Here is a 13,425-nt window from a genome sequence, read left to right as displayed (position 1 = left end):
TACGACCGCAGTGACATCAGGCCATGAAAAACCCGGCCTGAACGATAGGTTCGGCCGGGATCGGAAGCGTCCCCGGCCTGTTTAGCGAGTTTTTTAACGTGGCTGCAAGCCGGCCGGCTCAAATGACCACGGAACAGGCAAAAACTTACTGTCTGGAGCGGTCTTCGTCAAGCCGCGGTCCGGATTAACCCAATTCGTCCCTGATACGTCGCCTGAAAAGGCCCAGCTTCTCCTCGCATTTCTCTTTGCTTTCGCGGCCTATCCTGCCTAATCAGGACATCGACCGCAGCGGTGACGGCACTGACCGATCCGCATTGGAACGCCTCTGAACAGCCGTTGTCAGTCATGTCCCAACGTCCGCCCGCGCCGCCATCGCTTCAGGAATTGCGCAAGGAGATCGACGCGATCGACGAGGGCATGCATCGCCTCCTGATGCAGCGCGGCGACATCATCCACCGCCTGATCCAGGTGAAGCAGACCCAAGAGGTCGGCTCCGCATTCCGGCCGGCGCGCGAGGCCGCCATGATGCGCGACCTCGTCCAGCGTCATCGCGGCATCCTGCCGCTCGACACGGTCGAGAGCATCTGGCGCGTCATCATCTCGACCTTCACCTATGTGCAGGCGCCGTTCTCCGTGCATGCCGACATCTCGGTGAGCGAGCCGGCGATGCGCGATTCCGCGCGCTTCCACTTCGGCTTCACCGTGCCCTACGTCGCGCATTTCAGCGCGCAGGCCGCAGTCGAGGCGGTGGCGAAATCCAAGGGCGACCTGGCGCTGGTCTCGGCGACCTCGAGCCGCACGCCGTGGTGGCTGGAGCTGGAAGCCGACGGCGCGCCCAAGATCATCGCGCGGATGCCGTTCGTCGAGCGCGCCGACCATCCGGCTGCACTGCCGGTGTTCGCGATCTCGCGCGTCGCCGACAGCGCGCTGGTGACTGAGGTCGAGACCTTCAGCGTGCGCGTCTCCGGCTGGAACGCCGAGGTCGCGCGCGCCCTGTCGCCGCTTGCCGAAATCGTGGCGGTGCCCGATACTGCCTTCGACGGCGCCGCCCTGCTGGTTTCGGTCACGAGCGCGACCAGCATCGACAAGATCAGGGCTGCCCTGATCGAGGCAGGGGCCTCGGTGCGCTCCACGGCCCTCGTCGGCAGCCACGCAACGCGCTATACGGTGCCCCCGACAGGGCCGAAATCGTAAGTCGCGAGCCGTCCCGCCAATCCGGAGTTGAAGATGTCCCGCCCCGTGCCGAATCCCGGCATTCTCGATATTGCGCCCTACACGCCCGGCAAGAGCCCGGTGCCGGAGCCGGGCCGCAAGGTGTTCAAGCTCTCGGCCAACGAGACGCCGTTCGGGCCCTCGCCGAAGGCGATCGAGGCGTTCAAGCGAGTGGCGGATCATCTGGAGGATTATCCGGAAGGCACCTCGCGCGTGCTGCGCGAAGCGATCGGCCGCAGCTTCGGTCTCGACCCCAACCGCATCATCTGCGGCGCCGGCTCCGATGAGATCCTCAATCTGCTCGCGCACACTTATCTCAGCCAGGGCGACGAGGCGATCTCGACCACCCACGGCTTCCTGGTCTACCCGATCGCGACGATGGCGAACGGGGCCAAGAACGTGGTGGCGCCCGAAACCAACTTCACCGCCGACGTCGACGCCATCCTCAACGCCGTGACACCGCGGACAAAGCTGGTCTGGCTCGCCAATCCCAACAACCCGACCGGCACCTATCTGCCGTTCGACGAGGTCAAGCGCCTGCGCGCCGGACTGCCGTCGCAGGTGCTGCTGGTGCTGGACGCCGCCTATTGCGACTACGTCTCGCGCAACGATTACGAGATGGGAATCGAGCTCGTCGCCACCACCGAGAACACGGTGGTGACGCACACCTTCTCCAAGATCCACGGACTTGCGGCGCTGCGCATCGGCTGGATGTTCGGCCCCGAGCACATCATCGACGCAGTCAACCGCATCCGCGGTCCCTTCAACGTGTCGACGCCGGCGATGTATGCCGCGGTCGCCGCGATCGAGGACACCGCGCACCAGGCGATGTCGAAGCAGTTCACCGAGACCTGGCGCAACCGGCTGACCGAGGAGATCGGCAAGCTCGGGCTGAAGGTGACGCCGAGCGTCGCCAATTTCGTGCTGATCCACTTCCCGACCGACAAGGGCCAGACCGCGGATGATGCCGACGCCTTCCTCACCAAGCGGGGCCTGGTGTTGCGCGCGCTGAAGAATTACGGCCTGCCGCATGCGCTGCGCATGACCATCGGCACCGAGGAGGCCAACCGCCTCGTGGTTGAGGCCTTGCGCGACTTCATGGGCGGCAAATGAGCGCGCAGGCGCACTTCCAGCGCGTCGCGCTGATCGGCTTCGGCCTGATCGGCGGCTCGATCGCGCGCGCTGCGAAGCTCCAGGGCTTGGCGGGTGAGATCGTCACCACCGCGCGCTCGGAAAAGACGCGCGCGCGGGTCGCCGAGCTCGGCATCGTCGACCACGTCGTGGCGACCAACGCGGAAGCGGTGAAGGATGCCGATCTCGTCATCCTCTGCATTCCCGTCGGCGCCTGTGGCGAGGTCGCGCGGGAGATCGCCGCGCATCTCAAGCCGGGTGCGATCATCTCCGATGTCGGCTCGGTCAAGGGCGCGGTGGTCAGGGACATGGCCCCGCATCTGCCGCAGGGCGTTCATTTCGTGCCGGCGCATCCGGTCGCGGGCACCGAGCATTCGGGTCCGGATTCGGGCTTCGCCGAGCTCTTCATCAACCGCTGGTGCATCCTCACGCCACCGGAAGGCGTCGATGCTGCTGCCACCGATCGCCTGCGCGCGTTCTGGGCGGCAATGGGCGCCAAGGTCGAAATCATGACGCCGGATCATCATGATCTCGTGCTCGCGATCACCAGCCATTTGCCGCATCTGATCGCCTACACCATCGTCGGTACCGCCGACGAGCTGGCGCAGGTGACGGAATCCGAGGTGATCAAATTCTCCGCCGGCGGCTTTCGCGATTTCACCCGCATCGCGGCCTCCGACCCGACGATGTGGCGCGACGTCTTCCTCGCCAACAAGGAGGCCGTGCTGGAGATGCTCGGCACCTTCACTGAGGACCTCGCCAAGCTCACCCGCGCGATCCGCCGCGGCGACGGCGAAGCTCTGTTCGACCACTTCACCCGCACCCGCGCCATCCGCCGCGGAATCGTCGAGATCGGCCAGGATTCGGCCGCGCCCGATTTCGGCCGGCCGCACGCTGCGCTGAAGAAGCCGTAGCTTCGCTCCCGTCATTCCGGGGCGCGCGAAGCGCGAACCCGGAATGACGAGATTTGCGGCTCGAGATTCCGGTTCATTCGCTTCGCAAATGCTCCGGAATGACGGCGAGTCAATACAGCGGCGGGATCTGGCCGACCTTGACCGGACCGAGCAGCACGGCGCCGTCGACGAATTTTAGCGGAAAGCTTCTCGCCTTCTTGCCCTCGAGCGTGCTCTCGGTGCCGATCGAATTGATGCCGGCGGCGACGCCGGCATTGGCGTTCTGCTTGATGACCTTGCCGAGGCCCGGAACGGCGCGGTCGAGGGCGCCGAAGAGATTGTTGAGATCCTGCGACTTCACGCCCGGCGCGACGCGGTCGAGCGTTGCCTGCGGTACACCCTCCTCCAGTATCTTCTCGATGCCGAGCGCCGGGATCACGCGCTCGAGGCCCGTCACCGTCATCTGCAATTCGCCGTCGAGCCGGCCACTGGCCGAGAGGCCGAGCGTGCCGGCCGCAACCGCGATCATCTCGCCCTGCTGGATCCGCGACTGCACGATCTCGATATGGCCGCCGGCGGCCTGGATCTCGCGGAAGCGCTGCGGCCAGGGTTTTGGCGTGACGTCCGTAAGGCCCGTGACCTTCGCGCGCGTGTCCGCCTCGAACGGCTCGGCGAGCAAGGGATGAACGCCCTGGATGCTGCCCTGCGCGACATGGAGCACCGTCTCGATGACCGGATGATCGGACGACGATCCGTCCGCGAGGCGGCCGTGCAGCTCGACCTGCTTGGCGCGCGCGAGCGGCACCTGCACGCTGCCGTCGAGACGGTTGAGGCCGGGATCGTCGAACACGATGGAGGCGCGATCCGGCACGGCCGGCAGACCGACCACGCTGGCGCGGCCCTTGCTCCAGTTCACCACGAAGGTGTTTTGCGTGACGCCGTCAGTCAGCGTCGCCGGCGCGGAGAACTCCGCGATGACGAGCTTGGGGTCGTAGACCTGGGCGACGACCAGGATGTTGTCGAGCTTCGCCGTAAACGGCGTCTTGCTCGCATTCTGCGACACCAGGGCGACGCTGGCGCCGGAGCACTGGACCTCGAAGCGGAACGGGAATCCCGCGATCGAGCGCTTGGCGCAATCATAGACGCGTCCGGATTTGGCCTCCTGCGCGCGCCAGGCGTCTGCGGCGATTTCGGCCTGCGACGCCGCGTAGAACCAGAAACAGCTCCAGGCGACCGCGAGGATCAGGACGAGAGCGGGCGCGATGAAAAGGCCCCAACGGGAGCGACGGCCTGTGGCAACGGTCATATTGGACATGCGGCGACCCTTTGACCCCAGATTCAGGCAAATGTAAGCGAGGTCCGCCCCCGACGAAAGGCGGAGAATCCGCTTCGCTTGGGGGCACGGTTCTGCTAAAGCGCGGCGCGATTTGGAAAAATCGTCATCGCGCTTTAGCTCCTTGTTTGAGCATGATCTTTTCGGAAGGCCGCTTCACACTTTTCCGGATCATGCTTTAGCCGTGCCCGAAATGTCGGAAATCACCCTCCCCTCCGTCACCACCGCCAAGGGCGACCTCTGGGTGTTCGGCTACGGCTCGCTGATGTGGCGGCCGGGGTTCGAATTCGAGGAGCGCGTCCCGGCGCGGCTGGTCGGCGAGCATCGCGCGCTGTGCGTCTATTCCTTCGTGCACCGCGGCACGCCGGAAAAGCCGGGCCTGGTGCTCGGGCTCGACCGCGGCGGCGCCTGCCGCGGCATCGCCTTCCGCGTCGCCGAGAAGAACCGCAGCGAGGTCGTCGCCAATTTGCGGGCACGCGAGCAGGTCACCTCGGTCTACCGCGAGGTCATGCGCTCAGTATGGCTGGAGAACGATGCGCGGCAGCGCGTCTCCGCACTCACTTATGTCGTCGACCGCGGTCATGTCCAATATGCCGGCCGGCTCTCGCTCACCGAGCAGCACCGCCATGTCATCCAGGGCCATGGCCAGTCCGGCGCCAATCGCGACTACGTCACCGCGACGGTGAAAGCGATCGAGGCCGAAGGCTTTCGCGACACGCAGCTGCACCAGCTTGCGACGATGCTGCACGGCGATGCGCATTCCCTGCACGCGCCGGCGCCGACCGAAGATCGAGAGAACCGCTAACTGTCCGACCGCGCGTAGCTCGGCGCGGAGCCGATCAAGTGCTCCTGCTCTTTCCGGCCGGCTTCGACGAGACGGCCGGTCGCGTCTTCGATCGCCGTCTGCACGCGCGCGCGAAACTCGTCCTTCGGCAGGCCCGACGGCAGTGGATCGAGGAATTCCACCACCAGCGTGCCAGGATAGCGCATGAAGGTGCGGCGCGGCCAGAACAGGCCGGAATTGAGCGCGACCGGCAGGCACTGCACGCCGCAGGAGGAGTAGATCTGCGCAAACCCTGTCTTGTAGGCGGGGGCAGCGCCCGGCGCACGGCGCGTGCCTTCCGGAAAGATCACGAGCTGGCGGCCGCCGCGCACGGCCTCGCGCGCCCGCCGCGTCATGTCCAGCAGCGCCTTCACGCCGGCATTGCGATCGATCGCGATCATGCCGGTCTTGACCAGGAATTGACCAAAGACCGGGATCTGCATGAGCTGGCGCTTGAGGATGAAGATCGGGTGATCGAAAAAGCCGGGTAGCACGAACGTCTCCCAGAACGACTGGTGCTTTGCCACGACCAGCAACGGTCCCTGCGGGATCTTCTCGACCCCGCGGAATTCCACCTTGATGTTGCAGATCACGCGCATCAGGATCAGCGTCGCCTTCGCCCACCATTCCGCGACCGTCAGCATGGCGCGCGGCGGCAATGCGAAGGTCGGCAGCGCCACGATGGCCAGGCACACCAGCACGGCGTAGAACAGCACGTTGAACACGAGCGAGCGCAGGAAAATCAGGAACATCGACGATCCGATCAATTGCCGGTCAATTGGCCTGTGCTGTGGCGGGCCGCTTCGGCTGCACGCCCACAGGCTGCTCCGACACTTCGGGCGAAAGGTCAATCCCGAAATTCTCCAGCCGCACCCTGAGCTCGGCCGCGACGTACTTGGCGTATTCCGACAGCAGCAGCCGCAACGTCGGCGCCGAAGTCCACCACGGCTCCTCGCGCCATTTGTCCCCGACCACCGCGAACGGGATCAATGTGGTCTGCGGCATCGCATGGGAGAATTCCACCAGCGCGCGGGGCATGTGATAGTTCGAGGTGACCACGATCAGCGATTTGAACTGGCGCCCCTCGGCCCAGCGCCGCGCCTCCGCCGCATTGCCGCGCGTCGAGAGCGCGGTGCGGTCGAGGTCGACGCAGCAGGTCATGAAGGAGTGGTTCTCCGGCAGGGTGCGGGAGATGTCGCTCGCCGTCGAAGTCGGATGCACGCCCGATATCAGGAGCCTCCTGCCGTAGCCGGCAGCGAGCAGCTCCATCGCGTCCGACACCCGGGAGGAGCCGCCGGTCAGCACCACGATGCCGTCCGCCTTGCGATCCGGCACCATCTCGGCGCCGCGCAATTGCGACAGGAACGCAACGAAGCCTGCTGCCGCGCCGATGAAGGCAAGCGCGATCGTCGACACGATTGCCGCGCGCAGCCAGCCGCGCGGCAGTTTTGGCGATCGATCGTCGGTCGGCGAGGTCATGCGATGTCGGTGATCCCTTCCCAGAGGTGATTTTAAGACGTTTTGAGGCGAAGTGGAGTCTGGTTATTGGGCTCTGCGAGCGGAAGGCACACCTCCTCTCGCCGCGTCGCCAGTGCGCTCCCGCTCCCCGCCAGCGGCGAGAGGCGAAGAAGCCGCTATCACCCAACACTCAATCGATATCATTCAGCGTCGCGAACAGCGTCTGGCGGGAGGCGACCGCGGTGATGGCGCCGATCAGCACCGCCTGGACCGCGAGCACGATGTAGCCGGATGGCCGCAGCGAGAAGGTGCCGAGCAGCGCGGCGAACTGATCGCCGACAGGGGTGCCGGAGAACCAGCCGGCGACCGACTCGGAGAAGCCGAACACCAGCATGGCGGCGCCGCCCCCGATCACGCCGCCCTCCAGGCCCAGCCTGAGGAAGTGGCGCAGGAAGCGGTTGGCGATGTAACGGTCGCCGGCGCCGACGAAATGCAGGACCTCGACGATCGGGCGGTTCGCCGCCATGGCGCCGCGGGTCGCGAACGAAACCGAGATGATGGTGGCGATGATGACGAGGGCGAGAATGCCGATGCCGGCGAGCACGGTGGCGTTGGTCATCGAGCGCATGCGCTCGATCCAGGCGCGATGATCGTCGACACTCGCGCTCGGCGCCACCTGGGTGACCCGCGCGCGCAGGACGCCGAGATCGAGCGGCGTGCCCGGCTGCACGCGCGCGATGATCATGCGCGGCACCGGCAGATCGTCCATCGACAGGCCGGTGCCGAGCCAGGGCTCGAGCAGCTTGCCGCTTTCGTCCTTGCTGAACGGCTTGACCTCGACGATGCCGGCTTGCGCGCGCATCGCCTCCGTCACCGCCGCGGTATCGCGTTCGAGATCGCGGCCAGCCTGCGGACGGACCTGGATGGTGATTTCGCTCGCGACCTCCGACTGCCATTCGGCGGCGGAAGCGCTGACCAGCAGCACCGTGCCGGTCGTCATCGAGGCGAGGAAGGTCATGATGGCGACGACGGCGACCAGCGCGCGGCCGTGGATCGAGGCACGCGGCACGATCGGCGACATGTTGCGCGCCTGGGCCGGAAGCTGCGGACGCTCCTGCCCGAGGTCAACCAGCACGCCGCGCTCGTCGGTCCTACTCATAGACGTGCAGCCGTCCCTGATGCAGCACCAGGCGCCGCGCCTCGTACTGGTCCATCAGGCCGATGTCATGGGTCGCGATAATGACGGCCGTGCCTGATTTGTTGAGCTCGATGAACAGCCGCAGCAGGCGGCGGCCGAGCGTCGGGTCGACGCTGCCGGTCGGCTCGTCCGCGAGCAGCAGCTGCGGGCGCGAGATCACGGCGCGGGCGATCGCCGCGCGCTGCTTTTCGCCGCCGGACAGGATCGGCGGCAGCGCATCCATGCGATCGCCGAGGCCGACCCAGCGCAGAAGATCGATGACCTCCTTGCGATAGCTCGACTCGCTACGCCCCATGACGCGGAATGGCAGCGCGACGTTTTCATAGGTCGTCATGTGGTCGAGCAGGCGGAAATCCTGGAGCACGATGCCGATGCGCTTGCGCAGGTCGGCGATCTCGTCCTTGCCGAGCCGCGAGATGTCCTGGCCGAACAGATTGACGAGGCCCCGCGTCGGCCGATGCGACAGGAACAACAGGCGCAACAGCGAGGTCTTGCCGGCGCCGGACGGTCCGGTGAGGAACTGGAAGGAATGCGCCGGGATCTGGAAGTTGAGGTCGCGCAGAACCTCCGGCCCCAGACCGTAACGCAATCCGACATTTTCGAACCGAACCAAGCTCAGCTCCGTTCGAGAAGGGGCGCGGGCCACACGGCTGCACCCCGCCAAACGCGACTAACGGGTTTTGCGACCGTTATGGTTTCCGGTTCGTTAACGCTCGCCCGGTAGCATAAGAGCAACCCGGTTCTCCGCGACCGTGACATCGTCAAGACCAGTCCATGCATCAAGGCTCGTCCATGCATATCGTCTGCCCTCATTGTACGACATCCTACGCCATCAAGCCTGCGAGCCTGGGTGCGAACGGCCGGACAGTGCGCTGCTCCCGTTGCAAGGAGACCTGGGTCGCCCATGCCGAGGATGCGATCGAGGAGGCGTCCATCCCGGCCATGGCTGCGGCAAGCCAGGCCGAGGACCAGGCCGACCTCGCCGCGCAGTGGAACTCATACGCCAAGGACGATAGCACCCCCGACACTCCGGTTGTCGAAAGCCCCTCGATCGCCAGCGACTGGCCGACCGAGGACACCAAGGAGATCGAGGACGAGTGGTCGGCGGCGGCCCGGGCCGTCGAGGAGGACGTCGCCGGCGCGCAGCACCAGTCCTGGTTCCGCGGCCTGTTCCGTCGCCGCGGCGCGCGGGTCAGTCGCCCGGCCGCCACCGCGGCGCCGCGAAAATCCCATTTCGGCCTGCCGACCGGCTGCGCCGCCATGGGCGCGCTGGTGCTGGCACTGGTGATCTGGCGCGGCGACATGGTGCGGCTGCTGCCGCAGACGGCGGCGTTCTACAAGATGGTGGGGCTCGAGGTTAATCTGAGAGGGTTGGCCTTCAAGGACGTCAAACTATCCAGCGAGACCGTGGACGGTAAGCAGGTGCTGGTGATCGAGGGCGTGATCGTCGGCGAGGGCAAGAAGCCGCTCGACATCCCGCGCCTGCGCTTCGCCGTGCGCGACGCGCAAGGAGCGGAGATCTACGCCTGGAACACGGTGCTGGAGCAGACCGTGCTGCGGCCCGGCGAGCGCGCCTTCTTCCGCTCGCGCCTGGCCTCGCCGCCGCCGGAAGGCCGCAATATCGACGTTCGCTTCTTCAACCGGCGCGACATTGCCGGCGGCAGCGTATAATCAGCCTCACAAGATCCGCGCGGGAGTTGGTCCCGAGGTTTGTCTGATGCCGAAAATCCTGATCGCCGACGACGAGGATTCGATGCGCACGCTGGTGGCGCGCGCCATCGCCATCGACGGCCACGAGACCGTCACCGCGCAAGACGGCGCCGAGGCGCTGGAGATCCTGACCCGCGAGGACGGGGCGTTCGACCTGCTGCTTACCGACATCCAGATGCCCGTCATGGACGGCATCGCGCTCGCCCTCTCCGCCGCGCGCGATTTCCCCGACCTGACCATTCTCTTGATGACCGGATTTGCCGACCAGCGCGAGCGCGCCTCGAACCTCAATGCGCTGGTGCATGACGTCGTGACAAAACCGTTCTCGGTCGCCGACATCCGCACCGCCGTGGCGGATGCGCTGGCGGCGAGGAAGGGGTAGCGGGCGGCATTAGCCAAGCATACCGCTGTCATGCTCCGCGAAGGCGGGGCATCCAGTACGCTGTCGCCTATCGTTCGGATCACAATTGTGTCGGAATACTGGATGGCCCGCCCCAGTGCGCAAGCGCACAAGGCGGGCGATGACATCGAGTGTGAGGTCAAAAATCCTTGAGCAGGCGCTCGATATAGTCGAGCTCGATCTGCGGGCGCGAGGTATCGCCTAAGCGGCGGCGGAGCTCTTCGAGGATGCGGCGGACACGCTGGGCGTCGATCTCGCCGGGGATCTTGACGGTGTAGTCGTCGCTGAGATCGCGGCCGTGAAGCGGACGGCCCAGCGGATCGGTCTGATTGGCGCCGCTCTGCTGACGGCCGGCCCGATTGCCGGGACCATCGCCCTGCCCGTCGCCGTCGCCCTGCTGCATGGCCTCGGCCATCTTCTGCGCGCCCTTGCGCAAGGCATCGAGGGCCTTGCCCTGCGAATCCACGGCGCCGTCGGCGTTGCCCTCGCCGAGTTTCGACCCGGCATCGCCCATGGCCCCGTCGGCGTCGTCCAGACTGCTGTCTTCGTCGCCCTGGTCGCCGTCCTGATCGCCATTCTGGCCGGGCTGGCCCTGGTCGCCCTGCTGACTCTTCTGCCCTTTCTGACTCTGACCTTTTTGTCCCTTCTGCGCGAGGCCGCGCTTGGCGAGTTCGTCCTGCAACTTCTTCAGACGGTCGCGCAGCGCCTGCTGGTCCTGCTGGAGGTCCGACATCGACTGGTCGCCCTGCTGCTTGCCGCGCGAGCGGTCGCGCCGGGAGTCCTGGCCCTGCTTGAACGTCTTGTCGCGCAATTGCTGCTGCTTGCGGATCATGTCGCTGAGCTCGTTGAGCGCCTGCTCCATGTCGCTGTCGCCGGATTGCCCGGGCTGCGCCATCTGGAGATTTTCCATGATCTGCGCGAGCTGCTCGAGCATGCGCTGGGCCGCCTCGCGGTTGCCTTCGCGCGCCGCCTTCTCGATCTGCCTCAGGAGGTCGTCCAGATCGCGCTGCGTGATGACATTGCGATCGCGGCTGGAGGATTGGCTGCGTTCCGTCGCCCGCTTGTACTCCTCCAGCTTCTGGATGGCGTCAGACTGATTGCTCAGGCTCTTGCCGGATTCCTTCTGCCTGAGGCTGTCGCCGGACTCCTGCATCGCCTTTTCGGCGCTGTCGAGCAGCGCGTCAGGATCCTGATCCAGCTGGGCAGCGACCGGCGAGACGCCGCAGAGCAGCAGGGCGACACATGCGATCGACATCGCCTTTAAGACTGGCACGCGTGCTAGCTTCCGCATTTCCGGTCCCGCGTAAACTGGTTGGTCTTGTCGTCCCCCGTCTTGTTGGCACGGCTGCTTGCCGACTTCCGATAGGCCTGAAGCTGCTCGCGCAATGTGTCCTGCTGCTGCGCCAGCTCTTCGAGCTGCTCGGGCGTCGCATGCTGGGTCTTCTGTCGCAGCTCGATCGCCTTGTCGAGGATGAGCTGGACCTCCGCGGGGAACGGCTGCCGCGCTCCGAGCGGATTTTGCTCGGCGCGCCGGGCGAGGTCGCGTACCTTGCCGGCCATGGCCTCGCGGAGCTTTTGCGTCAGCACCCTGATCTCGTCCTCGCTGGCGCCGCGTTCCAGCGCCGCCTTGAGCGCGTCCTGCGCCGAACGCAGCGCCGCGTTGACGCTGCCGGCGACGCCGTCGTCCTCGATGGTGACCGCGAACGCCCACATGCTCGCCACCACCTCGCGCAGCGCCTCGTCGGTGCGGGCCGCCTCGAGCTGGGACGCCAGGCTGCGCAGGCCGAGATAGCAGCCGGCATCCGGCGTGAACAATTCGGGCGCGATCATCAGCGCGTCGAGCGCGGTGTAGACGTCGGAATTCCTGTTGGCGTCGAGCGCGAGGATGCGGCGCTGCTCGATCAGCGCGCGCGCGAGCGAGTTCGTGAACAGCCGTTCGGGCAGGCGCATGTTGAAGGGCTCGCTTCGCGCCTCGTTGCCGGCCTCGTCCTTGGCGGTGAGCGTCAGCGTGACCTCGGCGCCGGCATAGGGATCCTCGCTGAGGTCCTTCACCGTCTGGCCGACGCCGTTACGGGTGCGCGCGTTCGGCAGCACGAGCGGGAATTGCGGCGGCTGGAACAGCGGCCGCGCCGCGCCTTTGCCGTCGGCGTCCTTGCTGTTGTCCTTGTTATCCTTGGCGGTATCTTTGGCGCCATACTTGCCGGCATCCTTGGCGTCGGCGGGGCGCAGCGCAATGTGCGCGTCGGCACCGGTGACGCCGTAATCGTCCTCGATCTTGTAGGAGAGCTGGAGCGCGCCGCGTGCCTGCCGCTCGGGGTCCTTGGCGAGCGCGATTGTCGGGGGACGGTCCGGTGTCGCCGTGAAGGTCCATTGCGGCTGGCCGGAGGGCGCGCGGACATGCGCGGTGCCGTCGGCGGCGATGGCAAAGTGCTTTTCGTTGGTGCCCTTGGGCGCGGCTTCCACCGGGGCGACCTCCTTGAGGCCGCCGGAGACCGCGACATCGAGGCTGCCGCCGGAGGAGCGCACGATCAGGGTCGAGCCGGCGGGGACGGCAAGCGGTCCGCTGGCCGGCAATGCCGCGGCTTCCTTGTTGGCGGCCGACAGGATGACCGGCGGCTTGCCGGTGTAAAGCGGGGGCGTCACCCAAGCGTCGACGCGAACATTGGTCGGGGCCAGCACGCCATTCCAGTCAAAGGCGGCCCGGAGCCGCATCGCGCGCTCGTCGCCGGCGGCGAAGAAGGTCGCAACCAGCATCACCATGACGAGTGCACGCAGCGCCCAAGGATCGTGAAACGCGAGCCGCGGATGCGGCAGACCGGCGCGGATGCGCTTGAGCGAGGCCAGCGTGCGCTCGCGTTGCGCCTGCCACAGCGCCTTGGCAACCGGGTCTTGTGAGCTCAGCGTGTCCGTGAGCGTGGTGGCCGGGCGGTGACGGATGCCGGAGCCACGGTCGAGCCGGCTCAGCGCCTCATCACGGCCTGGCCAGCGAAAGCGAATCAACGGGAACAGGGCAGCAATCGCGATGCCGGCGAAGATGACGAGACCGATCGCGCGGGCGACAAACGGCAAGGACAGCCAAAGGCCGGCCCAGGACACCACCAGGAAAAGGCCGGCGACAGTCAAAAGCCGCGCCAAATTCGGCCAAGCACGCTCCCACGCGATGGCATAGGTCGCCCGATCGAGGGCCTGCGCCAGCTTCAGCCGCGACAGAGCGTCGCCCTCGCGGATCGGGTCTGACGGGTCGGGGGTGACGCCGTTCAATCAGCT

Annotated in this window: 13 protein-coding genes and 1 riboswitch; of the genes, 6 read left to right on the top strand and 7 right to left on the bottom strand. The window is 66.5% G+C overall.

Going from position 1 to position 13,425, the window contains the following annotated elements:
- Nucleotides 1–60 precede the first annotated feature (60 nt).
- Nucleotides 61–140: riboswitch (SAM riboswitch) on the bottom strand.
- A 205-nt stretch (nucleotides 141–345) separates the two neighbouring features.
- The 3 genes from IVB01_RS28345 to IVB01_RS28335 are packed head-to-tail and all read left to right on the top strand — an operon-like array spanning nucleotide 346 to nucleotide 3,257.
- Complete coding sequence (locus IVB01_RS28345; protein WP_247279684.1) at nucleotides 346–1,194, top strand: chorismate mutase; 849 nt, start codon at nucleotides 346–348, stop codon at nucleotides 1,192–1,194.
- 33 nt (nucleotides 1,195–1,227) lie between these two features.
- Nucleotides 1,228–2,325, top strand: a complete 1,098-nt coding sequence (gene hisC / locus IVB01_RS28340) for a histidinol-phosphate transaminase (RefSeq protein WP_247279685.1) — start codon at nucleotides 1,228–1,230, stop codon at nucleotides 2,323–2,325.
- On the top strand, nucleotides 2,322–3,257 hold the full coding sequence (locus IVB01_RS28335) for a prephenate/arogenate dehydrogenase family protein (RefSeq protein WP_247279686.1): 936 nt from the start codon (nucleotides 2,322–2,324) through the stop codon (nucleotides 3,255–3,257). Before hisC ends, IVB01_RS28335 begins: the two co-directional genes overlap by 4 nt.
- Nucleotides 3,258–3,366: 109 nt before the next feature.
- Here the strand turns inward: IVB01_RS28335 and IVB01_RS28330 are convergent, their stop codons facing one another.
- A complete protein-coding gene (locus IVB01_RS28330) occupies nucleotides 3,367–4,551 on the bottom strand; it encodes a DUF2125 domain-containing protein (protein WP_247279687.1) in 1,185 nt (394 codons plus the stop codon).
- 211 nt (nucleotides 4,552–4,762) lie between these two features.
- Between IVB01_RS28330 and IVB01_RS28325 the strand changes: the two genes are divergently transcribed.
- Nucleotides 4,763–5,374 (top strand): gamma-glutamylcyclotransferase, encoded by a 612-nt coding sequence (locus IVB01_RS28325; protein WP_247279688.1) that lies wholly within the window; start codon nucleotides 4,763–4,765, stop codon nucleotides 5,372–5,374.
- Here the strand turns inward: IVB01_RS28325 and IVB01_RS28320 are convergent.
- From IVB01_RS28320 to ftsE, 4 genes are all read right to left on the bottom strand, one after another.
- On the bottom strand, nucleotides 5,371–6,144 hold the full coding sequence (locus IVB01_RS28320) for a lysophospholipid acyltransferase family protein (protein WP_247279689.1): 774 nt from the start codon (nucleotides 6,142–6,144) through the stop codon (nucleotides 5,371–5,373). The two genes, IVB01_RS28325 and IVB01_RS28320, sit on opposite strands and share 4 nt — an antisense overlap.
- Nucleotides 6,145–6,166: 22 nt before the next feature.
- Entirely contained in the window at nucleotides 6,167–6,871 is a 705-nt protein-coding gene (locus IVB01_RS28315) for a YdcF family protein (RefSeq protein WP_247279690.1), read from the bottom strand.
- 169 nt (nucleotides 6,872–7,040) lie between these two features.
- Nucleotides 7,041–8,009 carry an ABC transporter permease gene (locus IVB01_RS28310; protein WP_247495074.1) on the bottom strand — a complete coding sequence of 323 codons (969 nt, stop codon included), beginning with the start codon at nucleotides 8,007–8,009 and terminating at the stop codon, nucleotides 7,041–7,043.
- Nucleotides 8,002–8,661, bottom strand: coding sequence for a cell division ATP-binding protein FtsE (ftsE, locus tag IVB01_RS28305; RefSeq protein WP_247279692.1), 660 nt, complete (start codon nucleotides 8,659–8,661; stop codon nucleotides 8,002–8,004). The genes IVB01_RS28310 and ftsE overlap by 8 nt, the downstream gene beginning before the upstream one ends.
- A 179-nt stretch (nucleotides 8,662–8,840) precedes the next feature.
- On the opposite strand from ftsE, the gene IVB01_RS28300 reads away from it, so the two are divergent.
- Together IVB01_RS28300 and IVB01_RS28295 are read left to right on the top strand one after the other, a co-directional pair.
- Nucleotides 8,841–9,719: an MJ0042-type zinc finger domain-containing protein gene (locus IVB01_RS28300; protein ID WP_247279736.1), complete on the top strand. Its 879-nt coding sequence runs from the start codon at nucleotides 8,841–8,843 to the stop codon at nucleotides 9,717–9,719.
- Between the two features lie 46 nt (nucleotides 9,720–9,765).
- Complete coding sequence (locus tag IVB01_RS28295; protein ID WP_247279693.1) at nucleotides 9,766–10,140, top strand: response regulator; 375 nt, start codon at nucleotides 9,766–9,768, stop codon at nucleotides 10,138–10,140.
- 157 nt (nucleotides 10,141–10,297) lie between these two features.
- On the opposite strand, the gene IVB01_RS28290 is transcribed toward IVB01_RS28295, so the two are convergent.
- Together IVB01_RS28290 and IVB01_RS28285 are read right to left on the bottom strand one after the other, a co-directional pair.
- Nucleotides 10,298–11,449: a DUF4175 family protein gene (locus IVB01_RS28290; RefSeq protein WP_247495073.1), complete on the bottom strand. Its 1,152-nt coding sequence runs from the start codon at nucleotides 11,447–11,449 to the stop codon at nucleotides 10,298–10,300.
- Nucleotides 11,437–13,419 (bottom strand): TIGR02302 family protein, encoded by a 1,983-nt coding sequence (locus tag IVB01_RS28285; RefSeq protein WP_247279695.1) that lies wholly within the window; start codon nucleotides 13,417–13,419, stop codon nucleotides 11,437–11,439. Before IVB01_RS28285 ends, IVB01_RS28290 begins: the two co-directional genes overlap by 13 nt.
- Between the last annotated feature and the right edge of the window lie 6 nt (nucleotides 13,420–13,425).

Origin of the sequence: Bradyrhizobium sp. 164 (genome assembly GCF_023073715.1) — a bacterium.
Taxonomy (GTDB): domain Bacteria; phylum Pseudomonadota; class Alphaproteobacteria; order Rhizobiales; family Xanthobacteraceae; genus Bradyrhizobium.
The sequence above is the reverse complement of the archived record's forward strand: the minus strand, read 5'-3'. Positions and strand labels throughout refer to the sequence as shown.

Excerpts from the sequence above, each read along its gene's own strand:
- hisC (WP_247279685.1), top strand. The coding sequence starts at position 1,228 with ATGTCCCGCCCCGTGCCGAATCCCGGCATTCTCGATATTGCGCCCTAC.
- IVB01_RS28330 (WP_247279687.1), bottom strand. The coding sequence starts at position 4,551 with ATGTCCAATATGACCGTTGCCACAGGCCGTCGCTCCCGTTGGGGCCTT.
- IVB01_RS28335 (WP_247279686.1), top strand. The coding sequence starts at position 2,322 with ATGAGCGCGCAGGCGCACTTCCAGCGCGTCGCGCTGATCGGCTTCGGC.
- IVB01_RS28315 (WP_247279690.1), bottom strand. The coding sequence starts at position 6,871 with ATGACCTCGCCGACCGACGATCGATCGCCAAAACTGCCGCGCGGCTGG.
- IVB01_RS28345 (WP_247279684.1), top strand. The coding sequence starts at position 346 with ATGTCCCAACGTCCGCCCGCGCCGCCATCGCTTCAGGAATTGCGCAAG.
- IVB01_RS28300 (WP_247279736.1), top strand. The coding sequence starts at position 8,841 with ATGCATATCGTCTGCCCTCATTGTACGACATCCTACGCCATCAAGCCT.
- IVB01_RS28295 (WP_247279693.1), top strand. The coding sequence starts at position 9,766 with ATGCCGAAAATCCTGATCGCCGACGACGAGGATTCGATGCGCACGCTG.
- IVB01_RS28320 (WP_247279689.1), bottom strand. The coding sequence starts at position 6,144 with ATGTTCCTGATTTTCCTGCGCTCGCTCGTGTTCAACGTGCTGTTCTAC.
- IVB01_RS28310 (WP_247495074.1), bottom strand. The coding sequence starts at position 8,009 with ATGAGTAGGACCGACGAGCGCGGCGTGCTGGTTGACCTCGGGCAGGAG.
- IVB01_RS28290 (WP_247495073.1), bottom strand. The coding sequence starts at position 11,449 with ATGCGGAAGCTAGCACGCGTGCCAGTCTTAAAGGCGATGTCGATCGCA.
- IVB01_RS28325 (WP_247279688.1), top strand. The coding sequence starts at position 4,763 with ATGTCGGAAATCACCCTCCCCTCCGTCACCACCGCCAAGGGCGACCTC.